This window comes from Amycolatopsis camponoti, from assembly GCF_902497555.1.
Taxonomy (GTDB): Bacteria; Actinomycetota; Actinomycetes; order Mycobacteriales; family Pseudonocardiaceae; genus Amycolatopsis; species Amycolatopsis camponoti.
This window is the reverse complement of sequence record NZ_CABVGP010000001.1, coordinates 1,486,263-1,511,569: the sequence shown is the minus strand read 5'-3', so window position 1 is coordinate 1,511,569 and position 25,307 is coordinate 1,486,263. Positions and strand designations below refer to the sequence as shown.

At 71.4% G+C, this 25,307-nt stretch carries 19 protein-coding genes; 8 read left to right on the top strand and 11 right to left on the bottom strand.

Annotated elements, in window-relative coordinates:
• Positions 1–41: 41 nt before the first annotated feature.
• The gene (locus AA23TX_RS07335) at positions 42–1,676 is read right to left on the bottom strand and encodes an acyl-CoA synthetase (RefSeq protein ID WP_155541806.1); all 1,635 of its coding nucleotides are present in this window, start codon (positions 1,674–1,676) and stop codon (positions 42–44) included.
• Between the two features lie 153 nt (positions 1,677–1,829).
• On the opposite strand from AA23TX_RS07335, the gene AA23TX_RS07330 reads away from it, so the two are divergent.
• Positions 1,830–3,518: a bifunctional 3'-5' exonuclease/DNA polymerase gene (locus AA23TX_RS07330; protein WP_155541805.1), complete on the top strand. Its 1,689-nt coding sequence runs from the start codon at positions 1,830–1,832 to the stop codon at positions 3,516–3,518.
• A gap of 160 nt (positions 3,519–3,678) precedes the next feature.
• On the opposite strand, the gene AA23TX_RS07325 is transcribed toward AA23TX_RS07330, so the two are convergent.
• The 6 genes from AA23TX_RS07325 to AA23TX_RS07295 form a co-directional block, all read right to left on the bottom strand.
• Positions 3,679–5,448: a sialidase family protein gene (locus tag AA23TX_RS07325; protein WP_155541804.1), complete on the bottom strand. Its 1,770-nt coding sequence runs from the start codon at positions 5,446–5,448 to the stop codon at positions 3,679–3,681.
• Between the two features lie 153 nt (positions 5,449–5,601).
• Positions 5,602–9,495 carry an ATP-dependent RNA helicase HrpA gene (hrpA, locus tag AA23TX_RS07320; protein ID WP_155541803.1) on the bottom strand — a complete coding sequence of 1,298 codons (3,894 nt, stop codon included), beginning with the start codon at positions 9,493–9,495 and terminating at the stop codon, positions 5,602–5,604.
• A gap of 117 nt (positions 9,496–9,612) precedes the next feature.
• Entirely contained in the window at positions 9,613–9,960 is a 348-nt protein-coding gene (locus AA23TX_RS49995; protein ID WP_230862389.1) for a hypothetical protein, read from the bottom strand.
• 115 nt (positions 9,961–10,075) lie between these two features.
• A complete protein-coding gene (locus tag AA23TX_RS07305; RefSeq protein ID WP_155541802.1) occupies positions 10,076–11,239 on the bottom strand; it encodes a lactate 2-monooxygenase in 1,164 nt (387 codons plus the stop codon).
• A 47-nt stretch (positions 11,240–11,286) separates the two neighbouring features.
• Positions 11,287–11,850 carry a GNAT family N-acetyltransferase gene (locus AA23TX_RS07300; RefSeq protein ID WP_230862388.1) on the bottom strand — a complete coding sequence of 188 codons (564 nt, stop codon included), beginning with the start codon at positions 11,848–11,850 and terminating at the stop codon, positions 11,287–11,289.
• Positions 11,847–13,310 (bottom strand): APC family permease, encoded by a 1,464-nt coding sequence (locus AA23TX_RS07295; protein ID WP_155541801.1) that lies wholly within the window; start codon positions 13,308–13,310, stop codon positions 11,847–11,849. The genes AA23TX_RS07300 and AA23TX_RS07295 overlap by 4 nt, the downstream gene beginning before the upstream one ends.
• Positions 13,311–13,483: 173 nt before the next feature.
• Here AA23TX_RS07295 and AA23TX_RS07290 point away from each other — a divergent pair, with 173 nt between their 5' ends.
• Both AA23TX_RS07290 and AA23TX_RS07285 read left to right on the top strand, forming a co-directional pair.
• Positions 13,484–14,122, top strand: coding sequence for a GOLPH3/VPS74 family protein (locus tag AA23TX_RS07290; protein ID WP_155541800.1), 639 nt, complete (start codon positions 13,484–13,486; stop codon positions 14,120–14,122).
• Positions 14,123–14,320: 198 nt separating this feature from the next.
• Positions 14,321–15,481 (top strand): saccharopine dehydrogenase family protein, encoded by a 1,161-nt coding sequence (locus tag AA23TX_RS07285; RefSeq protein WP_155541799.1) that lies wholly within the window; start codon positions 14,321–14,323, stop codon positions 15,479–15,481.
• 36 nt (positions 15,482–15,517) lie between these two features.
• On the opposite strand, the gene AA23TX_RS07280 is transcribed toward AA23TX_RS07285, so the two are convergent.
• Positions 15,518–16,990 (bottom strand): flavin-containing monooxygenase, encoded by a 1,473-nt coding sequence (locus AA23TX_RS07280; protein ID WP_155541798.1) that lies wholly within the window; start codon positions 16,988–16,990, stop codon positions 15,518–15,520.
• Between the two features lie 66 nt (positions 16,991–17,056).
• Here AA23TX_RS07280 and AA23TX_RS07275 point away from each other — a divergent pair, with 66 nt between their 5' ends.
• The 3 genes from AA23TX_RS07275 to AA23TX_RS07265 all read left to right on the top strand — a co-directional run bounded on the left by AA23TX_RS07275 (position 17,057) and on the right by AA23TX_RS07265 (position 19,446).
• The gene (locus tag AA23TX_RS07275; RefSeq protein WP_155541797.1) at positions 17,057–17,647 is read left to right on the top strand and encodes a TetR/AcrR family transcriptional regulator; all 591 of its coding nucleotides are present in this window, start codon (positions 17,057–17,059) and stop codon (positions 17,645–17,647) included.
• Positions 17,648–17,915: 268 nt separating this feature from the next.
• Complete coding sequence (locus AA23TX_RS07270) at positions 17,916–18,761, top strand: chitosanase (protein WP_155541796.1); 846 nt, start codon at positions 17,916–17,918, stop codon at positions 18,759–18,761.
• 40 nt (positions 18,762–18,801) lie between these two features.
• Positions 18,802–19,446: a L,D-transpeptidase family protein gene (locus tag AA23TX_RS07265; protein WP_155541795.1), complete on the top strand. Its 645-nt coding sequence runs from the start codon at positions 18,802–18,804 to the stop codon at positions 19,444–19,446.
• On the opposite strand, the gene AA23TX_RS07260 is transcribed toward AA23TX_RS07265, so the two are convergent.
• Genes AA23TX_RS07260 through AA23TX_RS07250 form a run of 3 tightly spaced genes read right to left on the bottom strand, consistent with a single transcriptional unit; the run spans position 19,439 to position 21,573 of the window.
• On the bottom strand, positions 19,439–20,422 hold the full coding sequence (locus AA23TX_RS07260) for a PHP domain-containing protein (RefSeq protein ID WP_155541794.1): 984 nt from the start codon (positions 20,420–20,422) through the stop codon (positions 19,439–19,441). The genes AA23TX_RS07265 and AA23TX_RS07260 overlap by 8 nt on opposite strands.
• Before the next feature lie 9 nt (positions 20,423–20,431).
• Positions 20,432–20,923 carry a metallophosphoesterase family protein gene (locus AA23TX_RS07255; protein ID WP_155541793.1) on the bottom strand — a complete coding sequence of 164 codons (492 nt, stop codon included), beginning with the start codon at positions 20,921–20,923 and terminating at the stop codon, positions 20,432–20,434.
• A complete protein-coding gene (locus AA23TX_RS07250; RefSeq protein ID WP_155541792.1) occupies positions 20,920–21,573 on the bottom strand; it encodes a GntR family transcriptional regulator in 654 nt (217 codons plus the stop codon). Before AA23TX_RS07250 ends, AA23TX_RS07255 begins: the two co-directional genes overlap by 4 nt.
• 75 nt (positions 21,574–21,648) lie before the next feature.
• Between AA23TX_RS07250 and araD the strand changes: the two genes are divergently transcribed.
• Both araD and AA23TX_RS07240 read left to right on the top strand, forming a co-directional pair.
• Positions 21,649–23,361, top strand: coding sequence for an L-arabinonate dehydratase (gene araD / locus AA23TX_RS07245; RefSeq protein ID WP_155541791.1), 1,713 nt, complete (start codon positions 21,649–21,651; stop codon positions 23,359–23,361).
• A gap of 129 nt (positions 23,362–23,490) precedes the next feature.
• Positions 23,491–25,290: a VanW family protein gene (locus AA23TX_RS07240; RefSeq protein ID WP_155541790.1), complete on the top strand. Its 1,800-nt coding sequence runs from the start codon at positions 23,491–23,493 to the stop codon at positions 25,288–25,290.
• Positions 25,291–25,307 lie beyond the last annotated feature (17 nt).

Here is a 25,307-nt window from a genome sequence, read left to right as displayed (position 1 = left end):
CCGGGTGGCGAAGCCCCCGGCCCGAGGCGAAGCCTCGGTTGTCACTGCAACTTGGTCCGGAGCACCTTCCCGGTCGCGTTGCGGGGCAGCTCGTCCAGGAACTCGACGTCGCGGGGCACCTTGTAGCGCGCCAGGTTCGCCTTGACGTAGTCGCGGACGCCCTCGACGTCGAGCTTCGCGCCGTCGGCCAGCACGACGAACGCCTTGAGGCGCTGGCCGAACTCCGGATCCTCGACGCCGATCACCGCCGCTTCCAGCACGTCCTCCCGCTCGACCAGGAGATTCTCCACCTCGATCGGGAACACGTTCTCGCCGCCGGAGACGATCATCTCGTCGTCGCGGCCGTCGATGAAGAGCAAGCCGTCTTCGTCGAAGTGGCCGACGTCGCCGCTGGAGAGGAGGCCGTCGATGATCTCCTTGTGGCGGCCGTCGGTGTAGCCGCCGAAGCTGAGGCCGCTGCCGACGAACACCCGGCCGGTCACGTGCGGCTCGGTGATGCGACCGCCGTTCGCGTCGTAGAGCGCCACCTTGCAGCCGACCGGCGCGCGGCCGACCGTGCCCGGCGCCTTCGCCCAGTCTTCCGGCGTCGCGACCGTCGCCACGGCGACCTCGGTCGAGCCGTAGAGGTTGTGCACGACCGGGCCGAACGCCTCGTTCGCGCGGTTGCCGAGGTCCGGCGACAGCGCCGAGCCGGCGACGAAGATGATCCGCAGCGCCGACGTGTCGTACTTCTCGCGGACGTCCTTCGGCAGGTCGACGATGCGCTGCAGCATGGTCGGCACCAGCACGAGCGCGGTGCACTTGTGCTCGGCGACGCCGCGCAGCGCTTCCTCCGGCGTGAACTTGCGGCGCATCACGACCTTCGAGCCGAGCGCGAAGGAGAGGATGAACTGCGAGAGCCCGGTGCCGTGGAACAGCGGCGCGCCCATGTAGGTGGCTTCGTTGGACCGCAACGGGATCCGGTCGAGGAACTGCGCCGACGCCAGCGCCGACGTGTGCGGCCGCGGCGCGCCCTTCGGCGTTCCGGTGGTGCCGCTGGTCAGCAGCACGAACCCGCCCGGCTTGGCGGGCGCGGGCCACGGCCGGTCGTCGGTGCTGGCGATGATCTCGGCCAGCACCGGCACGTCCCGGTCGCTCAGGTCGCTGTCCGGGTCGACCCAGGCCAGGTAGCGCTCGACGCCGTCGGGGATCGCGTCGAGCAGGCCGGTGAACTCCTGGTCGTACACGATCGCGGTGACGCCCTCTCGCTTGGCGACGTCGGCCAGCTGCGGCTTGGCGAAGCCGGTGTTCATGAGCAGCAGGCGGACGCCGAGCTTGCCGGCCGCGGCCATCGTGATGACCAGGCCGCGGTGGTCGCGGCACAGCGCGGCGACGACCTGGCCCGGCTTGATCCCCCGCTCCGACCAGGCCCTGGCCAGCGCGTTCGACTGGTCGTCCAGCTGCTTGTAGGTCAGCGGCCCGAGCTCGTCGACGATGCCGACGGCGGTCGGGTCGCGGCGCGCGGAGATGTGGTTCGCGCCGGCGAACGGGCCGAACTTGCGCAGCGCGACCAGCGACCGGACCCCTTCGTCGAGCCGGGGGAAGGGGACGAGACCGGCCCGGCGCATCACGTCCACGCTGCGCGCTGTCTCCGCCACCTTGTCCGCCACCTGCGTGGCGAGCTCGACCAGGCTCATCCGGGCACCTCCGTTGCTGCGGGGAAGAGAGTCCACGCCGACGGCGGGCGTACCGGCGGTATGGGAGCTACTGGAGAGTAAACCAACCGTACGCCGAGCGCACCAGCCCGCGACCGCGCGAAAACTGTCGGTGGTGGGCGTCATGATGTCTTCGTGCAGGTGATCGCCGGGCGGGAGGAGGACGGGAGCTTCACCGTGCAGTCACCGTCGTCGACGGCGAACGGCCTGGACGACGCGGGTTTCGCGGCGCTGGCCCGGGAGCTGGAGGCGTCGCTGCGGCCGCGCTGGGTGTTCCCGTCGGTGGAGCTGCTGTACCCGGTGCTCGTCGCGGCCGGGGTGCGGGTCGAACGCTGCTACGACCTCGCGCTGGCCGAGGGGCTGCTGCTGGCGCACGAGGGTCAGGAGGGGCAGTCGCGGAGCCTGCGCGCGGCCTGGGCCAGGGCGAACGGCGAGGAAGCGCCACCCGACTCCGCGGACGTCGAGCTGGCGCAGCCGACGCTGTTCGAGACCAGGGTGCCGACGCTGCCCGAGGGCGTGACGGTCGTCACGGCGGTCCGGCGCGTGCTCGCGGAGCAGGAGCGGCGGGTCGCCGCGGCTGAGCACCCGGACCGGATGCGGCTGCTGCTCGCGGCGGAGTCGGCGAGCGCGCTGGCCGCCGCGGAGATGTCGGCCGACGGCCTGCCGTGGCGCGCCGACCTGCACGAGGAGCTGCTGGTGTCCCGGCTCGGCCCGCGGGTGCGCGCCGGGGAGCGGCCGAAGGTGCTGGTGGAGCTGGCGGCGAAGATCAGCGAGGCGTTCGGCGGGCGGCCGGTCAACCCGGACTCGCCGCCGAGTGTGGTCAAGGCGCTGGCCTGGGCCGGGATCGAGGTGCCGGCCGCGCGGAAGTACCTGCTGAAGGGGATCGACCATCCCGCCGTCGGGCCGTTGCTGGAGTACAAGGAGCTGTCCCGGCTCTACGCGGCGAACGGCTGGGCGTGGCTCGAGGAGTGGGTCGCCGACGGCCGGTTCCGGCCGCACTACGTCGTCGGCGGGGTGGTGTCCGGGCGCTGGGCCAGCCGCGGCGGCGGGGCGCTGCAGATCCCGAAGGTGCTGCGCACGTGCGTGCGCGCGGACCCGGGCTGGAAGCTGGTGGTGGCCGACGCGGCCCAGCTCGAACCACGGGTGCTGACGGCGTTGTCGGGCGACCGCCGGCTGGCCGACGTCGCGGCGGCGACGGACCTGTACGCGCGGCTGGGCGAGGCGCTGTTTTCGGGCGCCCGCTGGGTCCCGGCCGCGGGCGACGACCGCGACGACCGGGCGCGCGCGAAGATCGCGATGCTCTCGGCGATGTACGGCGGCACGTCCGGCGAAGCGGGACCGCTGCTGGCCTTGCTGCGCCAGCGTTTCCCGGACGCGGTGTCCTATGTGGAGCACGCCGCGCAGGCGGGCGAGCGCGGCGAGCGCGTCCGCTCCCGGCTGGGCCGGACGTCTCCCGCGCCGTCGGCGGCTTGGCGGGCGCTGACCGGCGGTCTGGCTTCGGACGAGGCCGGGGAGCTGAAGGCCCGCCGGGCTTCACGCGGCTGGGGCCGGTTCACGCGCAACTTCGTCGTCCAGGCCAGCGCGGCCGACATGACGGCGGTGATGCTGGCAACGCTCCGCCAACGCCTCCCGGCCCCGGCCCACCTGGTGTTCTTCCAGCACGACGAAGTCATCGTCCACACCCCGGCCGAGCTGGCGGAGGAGGTGTCTTCCGCGATCACGGACTCGATCGCGGAGGCGGCCCGCATGCTGTTCGGCCCGGCCTGCCCGGTCCGTTTCCCGATGCAGGTCGCGGTGGTCGACACCTACGCCGACGCGAAGTAGCCGTACCCGGACGGACGACACGCGCACGCAGGCGGACGACACGCGTACCCAGCTGGACGACACGGCCGCTCAGTCGTGTCGTCCGGCCAGGTACGCGAGTCGTCCGGCCAGGTACGCGTGTCGTCCGGCCAGGTACGCGTGTCGTCCGGCCGGGTACGTGTCAGCCGAACATCGAGAGCGTCTGCGTGCCGACGTCCTGGTTCGGCAGGGTCTTGCCCGGGTTGCCGCGGAAGTCGGTCCAGACCGGGTGCAGGCGGAAGTCGGTGCCGACCGCCGCCGCGGTGTAGTCGCCGATGAACACGCCCTGCAGCTCCTTGCCGGTCTCCGCGCCCGTCGACACGAACTGGACCTGCGGGTTCGCCGTCTGCGTCGTGATCCGGCGGATCGGGGACGAACGGTCGCCCCAGCCGGTGGCGTAGGCGTAGTCGAGGCCGATGCCGTGCGGGTCGTACGCCCGGGTGTAGAACGTGACCGCGACCCGTCCGGCCAGCGCCGCGACCGCCGGGAACACCTCGTCGGCGCCCGTGCCGATCTTCACGGGCTTCGACCAGCCGTGGCGGCCGTCGGACCCGCTCAGGAACGCGTCGCCGTTCGTCTTGACCGACTCGCCGTCGCGGTAGCCGCCGTTGCGGTCGTCGGCCCAGGTCACCCACAGGTGATCGGTCACGCGGTCGTAGGTCAGCTGCGGGAAGCTGTTGACGCGGAAGTTCTCCCCGGTCAGCGCGTTGTTGGCGACGTCTTCGTCGACCGGGAAGTCGAAGTCGAGCGCCACCTCCGTGTTCCGGAACGTGCGTCCGCCGTCCCGCGAGGTCGCCACGACGACGGCGTCGTGATCGGCCGGCTGGTCGCACGCCGCGGTCGCGCACACCGACGTCTCGTAGGCGATCTGGAGCGTCTTGTCACGGGTGACGACCGGGTTCGAGCCGCTGCCGTAGGGCGTGATCCCCCCGTGGAAACCGGACAGTGACGGCGAAACCCGGCGCATCGGCGACCACGTCCGGCCGAAGTCGGCCGACTTCGACAGCACGATCGGCGACTCGGTGAACCCGCCGTCGGCGTCGTAGGTGAACTGCGTCCAGGTCACGTAGACGTCGCCGGACACGGGGTCGGCGGCGATCCACTCCTTGTCGTTGAAGATGTTCGTGGGGGTCGGCGTGCCGGCCGGCGTGAGGCCGTCGAGGTGCAGGATCGCCGGGTCGCCGAAGCTGCGCCCGCCGTCGTGGGACACCGACACGGCGATGCCGCTGGCGAGCTGCTGGTCGTCGGGGACCGCCGCCCGGCTGAACAGGAGCGTGGCGTAGTAGACGGTGTTGTGCGGCCCGAACGCGACCGCCGGGTCACCCGCGGCGTCCATGTAGGACAGTGGAGCCGGCGCCCCGGTCGGGAAGTTCAGGTGCGGCAGCTGGACGTTCGCCCAGGTCCGGCCGCCGTCGAACGACGTGTAGGCGAAGCCGCCGGAGTCGTTGCGCGCCTCGCGGGTGTTGTAGAGCCGGTAGTCGTTCGAACCGGCGACGATGTTGCGCGGGTTCTCGGGGTTGACGGCGACGGTCGTCTCGTTCTGGGCGGTGCTGCAGCCGGTCTGGCTGCCGGTGGGCACGATCGTGTCGCCCGCGATGACGTCGTTGTTGGGGGCGAGCGGCCGGTAGGGGTTCGGCTTGCCGATGTAGGTCTGGCAGAGCGCGGACAGCGCCGGGTCGTCGCCGTCTTCCTCTTCCTCCTCGGCGAACTGCTCCTTCAGCAGCGGGTTCGGCACATCGTGCCGAGCCTCCGCCGCGATCTTGTGCTTGCTGTGCAGCGGATCCACCGGCAGCGGCGAACCCCCGCCCTCGGCGGCGTGCGCGGCCGGCGCGAGGACGACGGCGAGCGGCAGGACGAGCGCGGTGAGCGTGGCGAAGATTCTGCGCTTGGCGGACGAAACACCTGAGGACATCGGAAGATCCTTTCCCAGGAGGTCTTCAGCCGTCCCAGGCTTGACGCCCATCCGCGCGCGGTCAACCGACGGAAGTTGCGAGCCCGACATTCCACCCAGGAGCCCACCGGGCACCACACGGACCAGCAGTGACACCACCGACGGTGACGGCGCTCAGGCCAGCGCGTCGTCGATGGCCTTCGTGATCCGTTTCAGCGACACCGGATGAGCCGTCCCCAACGTCTGCGCGAAGAACGAAACCCGCAGCTCCTCGATCATCCACCGCACCTCGTCCAGCGCCGGTGACGAAGTCCCCGGTGGCAGTGAAGCCAGCGCGTCGCGGTACTCCGCGGTGATCCACGCGATGTCCGCCGTGCGCTGCAGGTCGCGGGTCGGCTCCGCAGCCAGCTTCTCCAGCCGCCGCAGGATTCCCTGCAGGTAGCGGACCACGTTGCGCAGCCGCGAAGCGCCCGTCGCCGTCACGAAACCCGGGTACACCAGGCCCGACAGCTGGGCCCGGATGTCGGCCAGCGACTCCGCCGGACCTCGCGCCGACGGCAGCGCCACCTCGACGTCGTTCGCCGCGCGGAGGATCTTCTCCACGTCCGTCAGCACGTCCAGCACCACCGGGTGCAGGCCCGCGCGGACCTTCTCCAGCAGCACCTTGAAGCCGGTCTCGTCGAACACCGGGCCGCCGCCCGCCGTCATCAGCGCGTCCACCGCGCAGTCGACGCAGTCCTCCAACAGCGCCGCCACGCTTCCGTGCGGGTTCCGGTTCAGCACCAGCTTCGACGAGTTCGACAGCGACCTCGTGATGAACTTCATCGGCGAGTTCAGGTTCAGCCGCAGCATCCGCCGCGTGCCCGCCCACATCGCGTGCCGCTGCTCGGCCGGCGTGTCCAGCAGCCGCACCGCCACCGACGCGCCCTCGTCCACCAACGCCGGGTACGCCTTGACGTCGTGGCCGCGCTGCGTCGACTCGAACACCTTCGGCAGCGAGCCGAACGCCGGCTTGGTCAGCCCGGCCTTTTCGAGCGTGTTGGCCGCCTTCGAGATCGTCTCCCGGACCTTCGGCGCCAGCTTCCGTTGCAGCGCCTCGATGTCCTTGCCTTCGGCGACGCGCTTGCCGCGCTCGTCGACCACCCGGAACGTCATCTTCAGGTGCTCCGGCACCGACGAAAGGTCCCAGTCCGCGTAGGGCACCAGCACCCCGCGCAACGCACGCAGCTCGCGGCCGAGCACCTCCAGCAGCGGACCGTCCGAAGGGGACACTCGCGAAAGGACGTCCCGGGCCGTGTCCGGCGCCGGGACGAAGTTGCGCCGCAACGCCTTCGGCAAGGACTTGATCAGCTGGGTGACCAGCTCCGAGCGGAGGCCCGGCACCTGCCAGTCGAACCCGTCCGGCGTCACCTGGTTCAGCACCGGCAGCGGGATGTGCACGGTGACGCCGTCCGCGTCCGCGCCCGGCTCGAACTGGTAGGTCAGCGCGAAGACCTGCGTGCCCTGCGTCCACGAGTCCGGGTAGTCACCCTCGCGGACGCCACCCGCGGTTTCGTTGATGAGCATGGACTTCTCGAACGAGAGCAGGTCCGGCTGCTCGTGGCGCGTCTTCTTCCACCAGGTGTCGAAGTGGCGCACCGAGACGACGTCCGCCGGGACGCGGGCGTCGTAGAACTCGTAGAGCGTCTGGTCGTCGACCAGGATGTCGCGCCGGCGGGCCCGGTTCTCGAGGTCCTCGACCTCGTCCAGCAGCGCCCGGTTCTCGGCGAAGAAGTGGTGGCGCGTCTGCCAGTCGCCCTCGACGAGCGCGTGCCGGATGAACAGCGCCCGCGACATCTCCGGGTCGATCCGGCCGTAGTTGACGCGGCGGTCGGCGACCAGCGGGACGCCGTACAGCGTCACCCGTTCCGTTGCCATCACCGCGCCCTGCTTGCGTTCCCAGTGCGGCTCGGAGTAGGTGCGCTTGACGACGTGCCCGGCCAGCGGCTCGACCCACTCGGGCTCGATCCGGGCGTTCACCCGCGCCCACAGCCGCGACGTCTCGACCAGCTCGGCCGACATCACGAGCCGCGGCTGCTTCTTGAACAGCGCCGACCCCGGGAAGATGCCGAAGCGGGCACCGCGCGCGCCCAGGTAGTCGCCCTTGGCCGGGTCCTTCAGCCCGATGTGCGAGAGCAGCCCGGCGATCAGCGACGTGTGCACGCGCTGCGGGTCGACCGGGGTCGTGTTCGTGTTCAGCGAGATGCCGAGCGGCTTCGCCAGCTGCCGCAGCTGGCTGAAGATGTCCTGCCACTCGCGCAGGCGCAGGTAGTTCAGGTACTCGGTGCGGCACATGCGGCGGAACTGGTTGCCGGACAACGCCTTCTGCTGCTCGGCGACGTACTCCCACAGGTTGAGGTAGGCGAGGAAGTCCGACGTCGGGTCGGCGAACCGCGCGTGCTGCTGGTCGGCCGCCTGCTGCTTCTCCGCCGGCCGCTCCCGCGGGTCCTGGATGGACAGTGCCGCGGCGATGATCATGACCTCGCGGACGCAGCCGTTCTTCGCCGCCTCCAGCACCATCCGGCCCATCCGCGGGTCGACCGGCAGCTGCGCGAGCTTGCGGCCGATGTCGGTGAGCCGCCGGTCGCTGTTCCCGGCGGCCGCGCTGTCGAACGCGCCCAGCTCCTGCAGCAGCCCGACACCGTCGGTGACCTGGCGGCGGTCCGGCGGCTCGACGAACGGGAACGCCGCGATGTCGCCGAGCCCCAGCGACGTCATCTGCAGGATGACCGACGCGAGGTTGGTCCGCAGGATCTCCGGGTCGGTGAACTCGGGCCGCGCCTCGAAGTCGTCCTCGGAGTAGAGCCGGATGCAGATGCCGTCCGACGTCCGGCCGCACCGGCCCTTGCGCTGGTTCGCCGACGCCTGCGACACCGGTTCGATCGGCAGCCGCTGCACCTTGGTGCGGTGGCTGTAGCGCGAGATGCGCGCGGTGCCCGGGTCGACGACGTACTTGATGCCCGGCACGGTCAGCGACGTCTCGGCGACGTTCGTCGCGAGCACCACCCGGCGTCCGGTGTGCTGCTGGAACACGCGGTGCTGGTCGGCCGCCGAGAGCCGCGCGTACAGCGGGAGGACCTCGGTGTTGCGGAGGTCCGCCCGGTTGAGCACGTCCGCGGTGTCGCGGATCTCGCGCTCGCCGGAAAGGAAGACCAGGACGTCGCCCGGGCCTTCGGCGCACAGCTCCTCGACGGCTTCGAGGATGCCCTGGGTCTGGTCGCGCTCGTCGTCGCCTTCGGGGTCGTCCGGGTCGACCAGCGGGCGGTAGCGCACCTCGACCGGGTACGTCCGGCCGGAGACCTCGACGATCGGCGCGTTGTCGAAGTGCTTCGAGAACCGCTCCGGGTCGATCGTCGCCGAGGTGATGATCACCTTGAGGTCGGGACGCCGCGGCAGCAGCTGCTTGAGGTAGCCGAGGATGAAGTCGATGTTGAGGCTGCGCTCGTGGGCCTCGTCGATGATCAGCGTGTCGTACTGGCGCAGCGAGCGGTCGGTCTGGATCTCGGCGAGCAGGATGCCGTCGGTCATCAGCTTGACCAGCGTGTCCTGCCCGGACTGGTCGGTGAACCGGACCTTGTAGCCGACGGTGTCGCCCAGCTCGGTCTTCAGCTCGCTGGCGATCCGGTCGGCGACCGTGCGGGCGGCCAGCCGCCGCGGCTGGGTGTGGCCGATCTGGCCGCGGATGCCGCGGCCGAGCTCGAGGCAGATCTTCGGCAGCTGGGTGGTCTTGCCCGAACCGGTCTCCCCCGCGACGATCACGACCTGGTGCTTCGCGATCGCCGCGCCGATCTCGTCCTTGAGCTTGCTGACCGGCAGCTCTTCGGGGTACTCGATCTTGGGCACGCTCTCGCGGCGCGACGCGATGCGGAGCTCGGCCCGGTCGATGTCGGCGGAGATCTGCGCGAGGGCGGCGTCGCGGTCACGGGCTTTGCGGGCACCGTCGAGCCGCCGGCGCAGCCGCTGCTCGTCGCGCGGCATCAGCTCGGGCAGGCGCGCACGCAGCGCTTCGAAGGGGGATGACGTGGACATGCTTGGACCGAGGATAGCCGTGCGTGACGAGACCGGCCTCCCAATATCCCCGCCGCGTGACCGGGCGCACGCGAAAGGCCTCCGCACCGGGAGGTGCGGAGGCCTTCGGAGCCGGACTCAGCCCTGCTGGCCGGGCTGCTGCGGGTACTGCTGCTGGGGCTGCGGCTGGCCCTGGAACTGCTGGGGCTGACCCTGGTACGGCTGCTGCTGACCCGGGAACTGGCCCGGCGCCGGCGGCTGCTGGGCGAACTGCTGCTGCGGCTGCGGCGCGGACTTGGCGCGGTTCATCGCCACCGAACCGCCGATCAGCGCGACGCCGACCAGGCCGAGCACGATGCCGAAGCCGGGCTGCATGTCGGTGGCCCAGGACAGCAGCCGGAACTCGTAGTCGAACTGCTCCAGCACGAGCGAGCCGAAGCCGAGGACGGCGAACAGGATGCCGATCCGCATCATGATCGAAGACATGGAAAACCCCCAACAGGAAAGGAAAACTTGAGCCGGCCGCCCCGACGGCCCGCAATGGGACTCGAACAGTAGCCGCCGCTTCCCGAGCTGTCCCCGGTTTTCCCGTTTTGTTATCTCACGTCCGCCGGAGCGAGTCCGGGCCCAGGTCGGCGAGGGTGCGGTGGCCGGAAAGTCCCATGGTCAGGTCGAAGTCGGCCAGCAGGCTCCGCAGCACGTGGCGGACGCCGTCCTCGCCCGCGTGCGCCAGCCCGTACACCCACGGCCGGCCCACCAGCACCGCCCGCGCGCCCAGCGCGATCGCCTTCAGCACGTCCGCGCCGGTGCGGACGCCCGAGTCGAAGAGCACCTCCATGCGGTCGCCGACCGCCGCGACGATCCCGGGCAGCGCTTCCAGCGCCCCGATCGCGCCGTCGACCTGGCGGCCCCCGTGGTTCGAGACGACGATGCCGTCCATCCCGGCCTCGGCCGCGCGGCGCGCGTCGGCGACGTGCTGGATGCCCTTCAGCACGATCGGGCCGTCCCAGTGCTCGCGCAGGAACGGCAGCTGGTCCCACGTCCGGTCGGTGCCGGTGATCATGCCGATCCAGGTCAGGATGGCCGTGCCGCGGTCCTCCTCCGGCGTCTTCTCCAGCCGGGACAGGAACACGGGGTCGGTGAACGGGACCGCGAGCCCCTCACCCTGCAGGAACGGCAGGTAGGACTGGTCCAGGTCGGACGGCCGCCAGGCCAGCGTCCACGTGTCGAGCGTGACGACCAGCGCCGTGTAGCCGGCCGCCTTCGCCCGGGCCAGCAGGCTCGCGCAGACGTCCGGGTCGCCGGGCCAGTACAGCTGGAACCAGCGCGGGCCGTCGCCGTTGGCCGCGGCGACGTCCTCGATACCGGTCGACGACGCCGTGGACAGGATGAACGGGAGGCCGGTCGAGGCGGCGGCGCGGGCGGTCGCGGACTCGGCGTCCGGGTGGACGATCGACTGGACGCCGACGGGCGCGACGGCCACCGGCGCGGCCAGCCGGGTGCCGAGCACCGTGGTCGAGAGGTCGCGGTCGGTGGCGCCGGTCAGCATCCGCGGCACGACGCGCCAGCGGTCGAACGCCTCACGGTTGGCGCGCGCGGTCGCGCCGGAGCCGGCCGAGCCGGCGACGTAGGAGAACGGGCCGGGCGCCATGACCTCACGGGCCGACGCTTCGAGCTTCGTCGCGTCGGTCGAGCACGGCGGCAGCACCCCACCGAGTCCCTGCAGGTAGAGCTCGTTCTGGTAGCTGCCGAAGCGTTCGGTCACGGTTTCCTCCTCGCGTTCGAACGCGCACTGTACTCGCCGGTAACGGCTCAGGCCGGAGGACGCCGCATCGGCTGCATCGGCGGTCCGCCGGGTGGCCGGAACGCGGGCCCGTGGTCGCGGAAGCCGAGCCGCCGGTAGAGCCGCGTGCTGTCCGGCGAGCTGGCCTCCAGGTAGGTGGGCACGCCCTCGGCGTCCGCGCGGTCGAGGCCGTGGCGCAGCAGCCGCCCGCCGATGCCCCGGCCCTGGTGTCCGGGCCGGACGCCGACGAACTGCGCGTGCCAGAGCGGTCCGGCCGGCTCGACGGCCGCCATCAGCCCGAGCAGGACGCCGAGCCGATCCGCTTCGGCCGCGTCGAGCCCCTCGATCGGCTCGTCGTCCCCGCCCGCGGGCAGCCAGATCACCGCGGCCGTGTGGTCGCCGGTCACGTCGACGTGGCCGGCCGCGAACCCGGCTTCGAGGAGCGCGCCGAAGAACGCCGGGTGCGAGACGGCACGGCGGCGTCCGGCGTCCGGGAAAACCCAGCGGCTCATCGGGTCGTCCTGGAACGCCTCGACGAGGACCTCGACCACGGTGTCCACTTCGGACGGATCCGCGGCGCGGACGTCGCTCACCGCGTCTCCGCGAGTTCGTCTTCGCGCAGCGGACCGCCGATCCCCGCGTAGACGTCCGGACGCCGGGTGCGCAGCGCCTCGGCCCGCAGGAAGCCGGCCAGGCCGGCCAGCGCCAGCAGCCCCGGCAGGCCCCAGCGCAGCGACGGGATCGAGCCCGCCGGACCGAGCAGGACGTCGAAGTGGACGATGATCAGCACGAGGATCGCGGTCAGCGTCACCGCCGCGATCGCGGGCGCGCCCGCGCGCCGCCACCACGTCTCGCTGCCCGGGCGACGGCGGAAGAACCCGATGACCGACAGCGAAACGGCGATCATGATGATCGTGACACCCGTCGAGGCGGTGACGCCGGTCCAGGTGAACAGGTCGGTGAACGGGTCGCGCCCGGCCAGCGCGAAGACCGAGACGACGACGATCCCGATCGAGGTCTGGACCAGCGAGCCGCCGATCGGCGCGCCGGTGCGCTTGCTGGTGCGGCTGAAGCCCTCCGGCAGGAGCCCTTCCCGGCCCAGCGCGAAGAAGTAGCGCGCCACGGCGTTGTGGAGGCTCAGCAGCGCGGCGCACTGGCTGGTCAGGAAGAGCAGGTACGCGGTGTCGGCGAAGGCCGTGCCGACGTACTGCCCGCCGAGCCCGAACAGCAGGCCCGGCCCCTCCGCGGTGGCGCGCTCGACGATGTGGTCCGGCCCGGTCGCGACCGCCATCCCGAGCGAAGTGACGATGTAGAGGACCGCGGTCAGGCCGATCGCGATGAAGGTCGCGCGGCCCACCGTCCGGCGCGGGTCGCGGCACTCCTCGCCGTAGGTGGCGGCCCCTTCGAAACCGACGAAAACCGCGATGGAGAAAGCGAAAACCGCGCCGACGCCCGCCGTGAAAAGACTCGACGGCTCCAGGGGGACGACCGAAACGGACCCGCCGGCCGGGTGGCCGAACATGGCGACGTTCAGCACGACGAGCACCGCGACCTCGAGGCCCAGCGCCACGCCGAGCACCTTCGCGTTGAGGTCGATCCGCAGCACGCCGGCGGCGCCGACGGCGAGCACCGTCAGCAGCGCGATCGGCCACCACGGCAGGTTCCAGCCGAACGTCGTGTTCAGCCAGGTGGAGACGGAAAGGCCGAACAGGCCGAAGACGCCGGTCTGGATGGAGCTGTAGGCGAGCACCGTCACGTAGGCGACGGCGGTGCCCGCGGAGCGCCCGATCCCGTGCGCCACATAGGGGTAGAACGCGCCGGCGTTCGTGATGTACCGGCTCATCGCGGCGTACCCGACGCCGAACAGCGCGAGCACCGGGGCGAGCAGGACGAACGACAGCGGCACGCCGACGCTGCCGGTCACCGCGTAGGTCGCCGAGACCCCGCCGGCGATCGCGTACAGCGGACCGGCCGCCGCGACGACGAAGAAGACGATCTGGGCGGCGCCGAGCCGCCTCCGCCCGAGGCCGGGCCCCGGTGATTGGGTACGCATGAACCTTCCCCCGCGCCGTAGGTGATCTTGGGCGCGGCGCCCCAGAGTAGGGGGTCCGCACCGGAGGGCGGTACGTCCGTTCGGGGTAAACCGTGATGGCGCCGAAACCGCGCGAAGCCGGACCGCTATCTTCGGCATCCTCACCGCGACCGCCCAGGGGGCCTTTTTCCGTCATGCGCCGGCTCACCTTGGTCGATTCCTTCTTCTTCCTCGGACACGACGAGTTCACCGGCCGCCCGACGCTCAGCCGGACGTCGCTGGGCATCGGCCTCGCCGGCGCGGCGTTGTGCGACCTGCTCTTCACCGACCGGATCACGGTCGAGAACCGGAAGGTCCGCGCGATCGCGGGACGGCCGCCGGGTATTCCGACGGCCGATCACGTGTTTTCCGAAATCGTTTCGGAAACGGGGACGCACAGCGTGCGCGAGTGGGTGGACCACCTGCGCGGGGAACTGCCGTCGATCGCGGCGGACAACCTGGTCGCGCTCGGCCTCGTCCGGCGGACGCCCGAGCGGGTGTTCCTCCGCCGCCACCGCTACCCACCGGCGGACTTGCTGGTGTCGACGGCGGCCCGCAGCAAGGCCCGGGCGGCGGTGTTCGGCGTCGACCGGCCCGACCCGCACGCGGCGTGCTTGGCGCTGCTGGCGTGGACGGCGGGGGTGGACGACCTGTGCGAGCCGGAACTCGGGCGGGCGCAGGTCCGGGGGTGGATGGAGGACACGCATCAGGGGCTGCCACGGCGGATCGCGGATGTGGTCGCCGGGGTGGCCGCGGTCGCGGCGGCGGTGGTTTACACCGGGGACCGGAAGTGACCGGCGGGGTGGTGGGAAGTGTCTTGCGGTCGCGGCGGCCCGGAGTTCCCGGTCACGGCTGCCGACTCCAGCGGCCGTTGGCAACCTGCGGGGGCAGCGGTCAACCGGGCGGGAGCGCGACCGGCCGCTGGGTCAGCGACCCGAAGTGACCCGCGGGTAACCTGAGCGCGTCCGCCGTCGACGTCCCCTGGAGGAGACATGCGCGCGTACGACGTGGTCCTGTTCGGCGCCACCGGGTTCACCGGGGGCCTCACCGCCGAATACCTGGCGCGCCACGCGCCCGCGGATCTGCGGTGGGCTCTGGCCGGGCGCAACCTCGGCAAGCTCGAAGCCGTCCGGGCGCGGCTCGCCGGGATCGACGACCGCTTCGGTTCGCTCGACCTGCTCGTCGCCGACTCCGGCGATCCCGCGTCGCTCGCGGCCGTCGCCGGGGCCGCCAAGGTCGTCATCACCACCGTCGGCCCCTACCTCACCCAGGGCGAGCCGCTGGTGGCCGCGTGCGCCGCGGCCGGGACCGACTACGTCGACCTGACCGGCGAGCCCGAGTTCGTCGACCGGATGTACCTGGCGCACGACCGCCGGGCCCGCGAGACCGGCGCGCGGCTGGTGCACGCCTGCGGCTTCGACTCGATCCCGCACGACCTCGGCGCGTACTTCACCGTCAAGCAGCTGCCCGCAGGCGTACCGCTGAAGATCGACGGTTACGTCCGGGCCAGCGGGATGCCCTCGGGCGGCACGTTCCTCAGCGCGCTGACCATCATGTCCCGGCTGCCGGCCGGGGCGCGGATCGCGAAAGAACGCGCGGCCGCCGAGCCGCGGCCGGCCGGGCGGTTCACCCACGCGCCGCTCGGACGGCCGCACCGCGTCGCCGATCCCGGCTGGTGGGCCGTGCCGCTGCCGACGATCGATCCCGAGGTCGTCCGCCGGTCGGCCGCCGCGTCCGAGCGCTACGGGCCGGACTTCACCTACCGGCACTTCGCCGCGGTCAAGCACCTGCCGGTGCTGGCGGGCGGCGCGCTCGGGGTCGGCGCACTGTTCGCCGCCGCCCAGGTGCCGCCCGCGCGGCGCGGACTCTCGCGCCTGCTGGCCCCCGGAAACGGTCCGAGCCCCGAACGCCGGGCCCGGTCGTGGTTTTCCGTGCGGTTCATCGGCGAAGGCGGCGGCGAGAGGGTCGTCACGGAGGTCTCCGGCGGCGATCCCGGCTACGACGAAACGGCGAAGATGCTCGCGGAATCGGCGTTGTGCCTCGCAACCGACGACCTCCCGGAAACGGCGGGCCAGGTGACCACGGCGACCGCGATGGGCGACGCGCTGATCGACCGGCTCACCAAAGCGGGGATGCGATTCGCGACGTTGTGACGCTTTCCCGGCGCCGAGCGTGAAACGCCCCGGACCTCACTCGCCGGATGCCGCGTGGACCCGCCCGATCTCGTAGTCCGCCTCGTCGAACGAGCCCACCGCCGACCGCAGCCGGCCCGTCGAAAACGGCCAGCTGAAACTGTTGCGCCCGTTGACATCCGTGTAGTAGCTCGAACAACCGCCCGACTGGTACACCGTTCCCGGCAGCGCCGCCTGGACCTCCGCGTTGAACGCGTCCTGGACCGACGGCCGCACCGACAGCGACGTCCAGCCCGAGCTCAGCGTCCGGGTCACCGCCGCCACCGTGTGGCGCAGCTGGGCCTCCATGATCATGAACGCCGACGAATGCCCGGTCCCCAGGCTCGGCCCCAGCAGCAGGTACAGGTTCGGGAACCCGGCCACCGTCGTCCCCGCGTACGCCTGTGGGCTGCCCTTCCAGTGGTCGTCGAGACTGCGGCCGTCGGCGTCGAAGAGCCGCGACGACACCGGCATGTCGAGGATGTGGAAGCCCGTGCCGAAGATGATCGCGTCGACCTCGGCCGACGATCCGTCCGCACCCAGGACGCGGTCGCCGACGACCGAACGCACCGCCGTCGGGTGAACGTCCACATGGGACAGTGTCAGTGCACGATAGTACGTGTTCGACATCAGGAGCCGCTTGCAACCGAGCGTGTAGTCCGGCGTCAACGCCTTGCGCAGCACCGGATCCCGCACCGACAGCCGCAGGTGGGCGAGCCCGATCTTCTGCACCTGCCGCAGCAGCCACGGGTGCCGGAACCCGAAGCCGAGCGTCTCCATCGCCGCGTACTCGGCGCTGCGCAACGCCCGCCGCAGCGCCGGGAACCGCCGCAGCAGGAACCGCTCGACGCCCGGGACGTGGTGGTCCGGCTTCGGCAGCACCCACTGCGCCGTGCGCTGGAACAGGTGCAGCCGGCCGACCTCCCCCGCGATGCGCGGGACGAACTGGACCGCCGACGCGCCGGTGCCGATCACCGCGACCCGCTTGCCCGCCAGGTCGTAACCGTGGTTCCAGCGCGCGGAGTGGAAGACCTCGCCCGGGAAGTCCGCGAGCCCCGGCAGGTCCGGGATCAGCGGCTCGTGCCACGGCCCGGTGCCCGCCACCAGGATCCGCGCGGTGTACGGACCCCGGGACGTCTCCAGTTCCCAGAGGGAGCCGGTCCACTGCGCGCGCGTCACCTCGACGCCGTAGCGGATCTTGTCCGTGACCCCGAACCGCGACGCGGTGTCCGCCAGGTACGCCCGGATCTCGGCCTGCCCGGCGAACGCCCGCGTCCACCCCGGGTTGGGCGCGAACGAGTAGGAGTACAGCGCGGACGGGACGTCGCAGGCGCAGCCGGGATAAGTGTTGTCGCGCCAGGTCCCGCCGAGCGAACCGGCCTTCTCCAGCACGGCGAGGTCGTCGACGCCGGCCTGGCCGAGCCGGATGGCCGCCCCCAGCCCGGACGCCCCGGCACCGACGACGAGGACAGCGAAGTGGCGTTGGTCCATTTTCGGAGACTAGCAGTATTCGAATACTGATGGTACCCCGATTCCCGGGCTGGCTAGAGTGGACGCATGGCCCGACTCACCCGCGCGGAAAGCCAGGCACGCACCCGCGAGCAGCTGATCGAGACCGCCAAGCTGCTCTTCCTGCGCGACGGGTACTCCGTGACGTCGCTGGAGAAGGTCGCGGACGAGGCCGGGTACTCGAAGGGCGCGGTGTACTCGAACTTCCGCAACAAGGACGAGCTGTGCCTCGCGGTGCTCGACCGGATCCACGACGAGCAGGTCACCCTGGTCGCCGAGGCGCTGGTCGGCGCCGACGGCGTGGACGGGCTGCTCGCCGCGTTCCAGACCTGGGCCGAGCGCAGCATCGGCGACGAGGCGTGGACCGCCCTCGAGGTCGAGTTCGCCACGAACGCCCGGCGCAACCCGCACGTGCGTGCCGAGCTGGCCGCGCGGGACAAGGCCATCCGCGACACCATCGCGGACCTGCTCGCCGGCTACGCCGAGCGGTTCGGGATCACGCTCCCGATGCCGGCCGCCGACGCCGCGACGGCGTTGCTCAGCCTCGGCATCGGCCTCGGCGTCCAGCGGGCGATCGACCCGACGATCCCGGTGAACGTGCTGCCGGACGTCATCCGCCTCTTCGCCGGCGCGCGCTGATGCCGCCGAAATAGCCTCTTTTCCGTTCGCGGATTTACCTATTTGCCGAATCCGAGTCCACTGAGGACGGAAACGCGCTGTTCAGGAACGTGAACATCTTCCGCCTCTTGTGAAGCCGTTCACCCTTCGCTACCGTGGCGCTACGCCGCAGCACCACCCGATGCCCCGAAGGCGACGGCTACGCAGGCCGCCGAATTCCGGGCTTCGTCCGCCATGCCCGAAAAAGCCGTGCTCCCCCACGGCAAGTTCCGCGGAAAGGGTTTTCCCCATGAGCAAGAAGTTGCGGCCGGTCTTCATCGGCGCGCTCGGCGCGGCCTCCGTCGCCGCCCTCGTGATCACCACCCCCGCCCTCTCCACGGCGGCCCCCGCCCCACTGGCCGCGACCAGCGCGACCGCCCTCGCCACCGGCGACCTCTCCGCGCCGGCGAAGAAGGAGATCGCGATGAAGCTGGTCTCCAGCGCGGAAAACTCCTCGCTGGACTGGAAGGCGCAGTACAAGTACATCGAGGACATCGGTGACGGCCGCGGCTACACCGCGGGCATCATCGGGTTCTGCTCCGGCACCGGCGACATGCTCGAGCTCGTCGAGGCCTACACGGACGCCGTCCCGAACAACCCGCTCGCCAAGTACCTCCCCGCGCTGCGGAAGGTGAACGGCACCGACTCGCACAGCGGGCTCGGCTCGGCGTTCGAGAGCGCGTGGAAGCAGGCCGCGGCCACCACCGCGTTCCAGGACGCGCAGAACAGCGAACGCGACCGCGTGTACTTCAACCCGGCGGTGAGCCAGGGCAAGTCGGACGGCCTCAGCAACCTCGGCCAGTTCGCCTACTACGACGCCATCGTCATGCACGGCCCCGGCGACAGCTCCGACAGCTTCGGCGGCATCCGCAAGACCGCGATGAAGAAGGCGAAGACGCCGGCCCAGGGCGGCAACGAGACGACCTACCTCAAGGCCTTCTTCGACGCCCGCAAGGTCATCATGAAGCAGGAAGAAGCGCACGCCGACACCTCCCGCGTCGACACCGAGCAGCTGGTGTTCCTCAACGCGGGCAACTTCGACCTGCACACCCCGCTGAAGTGGAAGGTCTACGGGGACAGCTACACCATCAACTGACACCCGGCGCGGCCGGCGTGGCACCGGTACCCTCTCCCGCATGCGCAGGAGATCCCTCGGTGCCACGCTGGCCGCGGCCGCGCTGCTGACCGGTGCCGCCACACCCGCGACCGCCGCCGCGCCGCCCGCGGACGCGGGCCAGCTCATCACTGTCCGAGCCCGCTCGGCGGGCGACGCCACCGCCGTCCTCACGGCGTGGCAGCGCACCGGCGGCGAGTGGACTAAGGCGTACGGCCCGATCCCCGCCCACGTCGGGAAGAACGGCGTCGGGCAGGCGAGCGAGTCGACCTCCCACACCCCCGCCGGCGTCTGGCCGCTCACCGAAGCATTCGGCATCGAACCGGCGCGGACCCGGCTGCCCTACCGCGAGGTCACCACCTCGGACTGGTGGGTTTCCGACGTGGCTTCCCCTTACTACAACACGCATTTCACGTGCGCCCCCGGCAGCTGCCCCTTCGACGAGGCTGCCGGCGAGAACCTCGGAGAGGCCGGCCCGGTCTACGCCCAGGCCGTCGTCATCGACTACAACCGAGCGCCGGTCGTGCCCGGCGCGGGCTCGGCGTTCTTCCTGCACGTCACCGACGGGAAGCCGACCGCGGGCTGCGTCGCGATCCCCAAGCCCGACCTCGAAGCCCTCCTGCGCTGGCTCGATCCGGCGAAGCACCCCGTCATCGAGATCAGCTGAGCAGGTCCGCCGCCGTCCGGGTGTTGATGATCCGCTCCGGCCCGATGCCCACCTGGATCGCACGCTCGCAGCCGTAGCCCAGCCAGTCGAGCTGGCCCGGCGCGTGCGCGTCGCTGTCGATGGCGAACTCGCAGCCGATCTCGGCGGCCAGGCGCAGCAGCTTCATCGGCGGGTCGAGGCGTTCCGGGCGCGAGTTGATCTCCACCGCGACGCCGTTCTCGCGGCACGCGGTGAACACCGCCTTCGCGTCGAACTCCGACTCCGGACGCCCGCGGCCGGCGACCAGCCGTCCGGTGCAGTGCCCCAGCACCCGGGTGTGCGGGTTCCGGACCGCGGCGAGCATCCGCCGCGTCATGTCCTTCGCCGGCATCCGCAGCTTCGAGTGCACGCTCGCGACGACGAAGTCCAGCTGCCCCAGCAGATCCTCTTCCTGGTCGAGGGCGCCGTCGTCGAGGATGTCGACCTCGATGCCGTGCAGCAGCCGGAACGGCGCCATCAGCTCGTTGGCCTTCGCGACGATCTGCATCTGCGTCCGCAGCCGGTCCGGCGAGAGCCCGTTCGCGACGGTCAGCCGCGGCGAGTGGTCGGTCAGCACCATCCACTCGTGGCCCAGGTCCCGGCCCGCGACGGCCATCTCGCCGATCGAGCTGCCGCCGTCCGACCAGTCGGAGTGCGTGTGGCAGTCACCGCGCAACGCCGAGCGCAGCGGCTCGCCGTCCGGCAGCTTCTTCTCGACGATCTTCTCCCGGTAGGCCGGGTCGCGGCCGGCCAGCGCGTCCTCGATGACGCCGGCGGTGGCCTTGCCGATGCCGGGCAGCGAGGTGAGCGTGCCGTTCCCGGCCATCTGAGCCAGCTGCTCGGCGCCGATCTTGTCGGCGGTCGCGGCCGCGCTCCGGAACGCGCGGACGCGGTAGGTCGGTTCTCCCGCGCGTTCGAGCTGGAACGCGATCTCCCGCAACGCCCATGCCGGATCCATGGGACCTGTCTACCCTTTCCGGGGCAGTTCGTGCAGCTCGACGTCCGTCAGGGTGCCGCGCTCGATGCGGCAGGTCTGGTAGGTGCAGAACGGCTGACGGCGGCGATCCGTCGGTGAACCGGGGTTGAGCAGCCGCAGGCCCGCCGGGGTCGTCGTGTCCCAGGGGATGTGGCTGTGCCCGAAGACCAACACGTCGGTGTCCGGGAACTGCGCGTCGCACCGCTGCTCGCGGCCCTGCTTCGCGCCGGTCTCGTGGATCACGGCCAGGCGCACGCCGCCGAGGTCCGCCCGCGCGATCTCCGGGAGCCGCGCCCGCAGGCCGGCGCCGTCGTTGTTGCCGTAGACACCGATCAGGCGCTTGCTGCGGGCTTCCAGCTCGTCGAGCAGGTCCGCCTCGACCCAGTCGCCGGCGTGCACGACGACGTCGGCCGCCGTCACCTCGGCCCACACCTGCTCCGGCAGGGGGCGGGCGTGGGTGTCCGAGATGAGCAGCAGCTTCATCCGATGGCCTTGAGGACCCGTTCGAGGAAGCCGCCGATGTGGTCCTTGAGGAGCGCCGCGGCCCCTTCGGCGTCACCCTTCTTGGCCGCGGCGAGGACCGCCTTGTGCTCGGTCCACTCCTTCTTCCAGCTCGGGTTGGCTTCCCAGCCGACGACGCTGATCAGGGCCGCGCGGTCCTTGAGGTCGTCGAGGATCGAGACCAGCAGCGGGTTGCCGCAGCCGCGGTAGAGGGCGCGGTGGAAGCGGCGGTTGAGCAGGCTCAGCGCGGCCTGGTCCTTGTCGGCGATGGCCGTCGAGGCTTCCTTCAGCGCCTCCGCCGCGTCGTCGAGCAACGCGGCGTCACGCTGTTCGACGGTCCGGCGGACGGCTTCCGGTTCCAGGACCATCCGCACGTCGTAGACGGACTTCGCGAGCTCGGCGTCGACCGTGACCACCGACGCGCCCTTGTACGGGCTGAACGTCACCAAGCCCGAGTTGGAGAGCACCTTGAGCGCCTCGCGCACGGGCGTCTTCGACACGCCGAGCCGCGCGGCCAGCTCCGCTTCGACGAGCGGCTGGCCGGGCACCAGCTCGCGGGTGAGGATGCCGCGGCGGATCTCCTCCAGGACCACTTCGGTCCGGGAGGCGGGCAGGCTGAACGTCCCGGTCATGGCGCTCCCTCGGTCGTGTCGAAGCCCATTCAACCAGGCCCCCAGGATCATATATCAGATGCCATACTGGATCGCATGAAAGCACCCGAGGAGCTCCGCAGCCACCGGTGGTTCGGCGGCGACGAGCTGCGCAACTTCAGCCACCGCGCCCGCGGCCGTCAGCTCGGCTACAACCCGGAAGAGCACCTCGGGAAACCGGTGATCGGCATCCTCAACACGTGGTCGGACATCAACCCCTGCCACATGCACCTGCGTGAACGCGCCGAGCAGGTCAAGCGCGGCGTCTGGCAGGCGGGCGGCTTCCCGCTGGAGTTCCCGGTGGCCACGCTCTCGGAGACGTACCAGAAGCCGACGCCGATGCTCTACCGCAACCTGCTCGCGATGGAGACCGAGGAGATCCTGCGGTCCTACCCGATCGACGGCGCCGTCCTGATGGGCGGCTGCGACAAGACCACGCCGGCACTGCTGATGGGCGCGGCGAGCGCCGGGCTGCCCGCGATCTTCGTGCCGGCCGGGCCGATGCTGCGCGGGCACTGGCGCAACGAGGTCCTCGGCAGCGGCACCGACATGTGGAAGTACTGGGACGACAAGCGCGCCGGGCTGATCGGCGACGCCGAGATGTCCGAACTGGAGCGCGGGCTCGCGCGGTCGCCCGGGCACTGCATGACGATGGGGACGGCGTCCACGATGACGTCAGCCGCCGAGGTGCTCGGCATGACCCTGCCGGGCGCGGCGTCGATCCCCGCCGTCGACTCGGCGCACCACCGGATGGCCGCGGCGAGCGGCGCGCGGATCGTCGACATGGTGTGGGAGGACCTGACGATCACGCGGATCCTGGACAAGCGGGCCTACGCGGACGCGATCACCACCGTGCTGGCGCTCGGCGGGTCGACCAACGCCGTGATCCACCTGATCGCGATGGCCGGGCGCAGCGGGATCCCGCTGTCGCTGGCCGACTTCGACGCCATCGCGCGGCGCGTGCCGGTGCTGGCGAACATCCGGCCGGGCGGTGACTGGCTGATGGAGGACTTCTACTACGCGGGCGGCCTGCCCGGGCTGCTTTCGCGGCTGACCGACCTGCTGCACACCGACCGGGTGACGGTCACCGGCCGCACGCTCGAGGCCGACCTGGCGGCCGCGCGGGTGCACAACGACGACGTCATCCGCCCCCGGGACAACCCGGTGGCGGCCGAGGGCGGGGTGGCGGTGCTGCACGGCAACCTGGCGCCGTCGGGGGCGGTGATCAAGCACATCGCCGCCGAACCGCACCTGCTCACCCACACCGGGCCGGCCGTGGTCTTCGAGAACTACACCGACCTCAAGAAGCGCATCGAGGATCCGTCGATCACCGCGGACTCGGTGCTGGTGCTGCGCGGCTCCGGCCCGCTCGGCGGTCCGGGCATGCCCGAGTACGGGATGCTGCCGATCCCCGCGCACCTGCTCGCCGCCGGGGTGCGCGACATGGTCCGGCTCTCCGACGCGCGGATGAGCGGCACGAGCTACGGCGCGTGCGTCCTGCACGTGGCACCCGAATCCCACGTCGGCGGGCCGCTGGCGCTGGTCCGCGACGGCGACCTGATCACCCTGGACGTCCCCGCGCGGACGTTGCACCTGGACGTGTCCGACGAGGAGCTGGAGCGCCGGCGTGCCGAGTGGACCGCGCCCGCGCCCCGGTTCGAGCGCGGGTACGGCGCGCTCTACAGCGAACACATCACGCAGGCCGACGAAGGCTGCGACTTCGACTTCCTGGCGCGGGCGGGCCACAATCCGGAGCCCGACGCCGGCTGAGTTCGCGCCGATCGACCGTTCCGTGACCGGTTCATCCCCCGTTAGGGCGAGTCGTACGGCTTGTCCGGGTGCCCCGTACGCTGATCCCGTCACCGGCGCGATCCGGTGCCGCGTTGAAGGGGTGGAGAGTTGCCGTACGAACCGCGCTGGCCCGAGTCACACGGTGAGCAGACGGACGTCCTGCCGGTCGTCCGGCCCGAACCGGACCCGGCACCCTCTCCGGTGCAGAAGCTCGCCCAGCGGATCAACCTGCGCAAGACCGGCCTGATCGCCGGCGGCGCCTTCGCCGTGCTCGTCGCGATCTACGGCATCGACCTGCTGGTCAGCCAGGGCAGCGTCCCGCGCGGGGTGACCGTGGCCGGCGTCGACGTCGGCGGGATGGACCGCCAGGCCGCCGAGCAGGAGCTGCGCGGGCAGATCGAGCCGCGGCTGACGCGCCCCCTCGCCGTGACCGCGGGCGACGTCAAGGGTGAGCTGTCGCCGACGCTCGCCGGGCTGAAGCTCGACTGGCCGCAGACCCTCGACCAGGCCGGCGAGCAGCCGCTGAACCCGTTCACGCGCCTGGCGTCGCTGTTCTCCAGCCGCGAGGTCGGCGTCGTCAGCCACGCCGACGAAACCAAGCTCGCCGCCGCCCTCGACAGCCTCCGCGGCCAGGTCGACCGCGAGCCGGTCGAAGGCACCGTGAAGTTCGAGGGCACGAACCCGGTCGCCGTCGCGCCGAAGCCCGGGCAGAAGCTCGACGTCGAGGCCGCGAAGGCCGCCGTCGTCGAGAAGTGGGCGCGCGGGGAGACCCTGGCGCTGCCGGTCACCGGCACGCCGGTGCGCACCACGCCCGAAGGCGTCCAGGCCGCGCTGGAGCAGTTCGCGCGCCCCGCCGTCTCGGGCCCGCTGGTCGTCAAGGGCGACGGCAAGAACGCCACTGTCAAGCCGGACGCGATCGCCGCGGCGCTGAGCTTCGAGCCCGCCGAAGGCGGCGGGCTGAACCCCAAGATCGACAACGCCAAGATCGCCGAAGCCGCCGGGCCGCAGCTGAAGTCCACCGAGAAGGAGGGCAAGGAGGCGACCATCGTCTTCGAGGGCGGCAAGCCCACGGTCGACCCGTCCACCGACGGCCGGACCATCGACTGGGACCCGAGCCTCAAGCCGCTGCCCGACGTCCTCAAGAAGACCGACGGCCGCGAGGTCGCCGCGGTCTACAAGGACAGCCCGGCGAAGGTGACGACCGAGCAGGCGAACCAGCTGGGCGTCAAGGAGGTCGTCGGCGAATTCACCACCGGCGGCTTCGCGGCCGACTCCGGCACGAACATCCGCGTCGTCGCGCAGAAGGTCAACGGCGCGATCGTCAAGCCAGGGGAAACCTTCAGCCTCAACGGGTTCACCGGCCCGCGCGGCAAGCCGCAGGGTTACGTCGAGGCCGGCGTCATCGAGAACGGCGCCCCGGCGCGCGAAGTCGGCGGCGGCATCTCGCAGTTCGCGACGACGCTGTACAACGCGTCGTACTTCGCTGGCATGAAGGACGCGGGGCACAAGGAGCACAGCTACTACATCAGCCGCTACCCCGCCGCGCGCGAGGCGACGGTGTTCCAGAACCCCAACGGTGCCAGCGTCATCGACATCAAGTTCACGAACGACTCGGCCACCGGCATCGCGATCCAGACGATCTGGACGCCGTCGTCGATCACCGTGAAGCTGTGGGGCACCAAGCGCTACACCGTCGAGTCGATCCAGGGCGGCCGCTCCAACCCGACCGACCCGCCGACCAAGCCGGGGCCGGCGGAGAACTGCCACGCCTCCAACGGCGCGCCGGGCTTCACCACGAGCGACACCCGCGTGCTCAAGGACGCGGCGTCCGGTCGTGAGGTCAGCCGCTCGACCCGCAACGTCCGCTACAACCCGCAGCCGAAAATCACGTGCGGCGAAGGGCAGTGACCTCCTAACGGCCGTTC